The sequence below is a fragment of the Hyphomonas sp. GM-8P genome (assembly GCF_003263315.1).
In the GTDB taxonomy this organism is placed as follows: domain Bacteria; phylum Pseudomonadota; class Alphaproteobacteria; order Caulobacterales; family Hyphomonadaceae; genus Hyphomonas.
Genome location: NZ_AWFE01000048.1, coordinates 1 through 301 on the forward strand (window position 1 = coordinate 1; position 301 = coordinate 301).

Consider the following 301-nt stretch of genomic DNA (forward strand, 5'->3'; position numbering starts at 1 on the left):
ATATCCGTTCCGACAATGGCCCCGAGTTCATCGCCACGGCCCTGCGCGAGTGGCTTGGCCGGATCGGCGTGAAGACGCTCTATATCGAACCCGGTTCGCCTTGGGAGAATGGATACTGCGAGAGCTTCAACTCCAAGCTCAGAGACGAGTTGTTGGCGAGGGAAATCTTCTATGATCTCAGGGAGGCGAAAGTCCTGATCGAGACCTGGCGGTGGCATTACAACACCGCGCGTCCGCACTCTTCTCTGGGCTACCGACCGCCCGCGCCACAAGCCATCTTGCCCGCGGCGTTCATACCGCC

At 60.1% G+C, this 301-nt stretch carries 1 protein-coding gene; it reads left to right on the top strand.

The genetic code is table 11. The features are described 5' to 3' along the window. Nucleotides 1-301: integrase core domain-containing protein (locus tag HY26_RS04120; RefSeq protein WP_146740173.1), on the top strand; the 301-nt coding region annotated here is incomplete at both ends.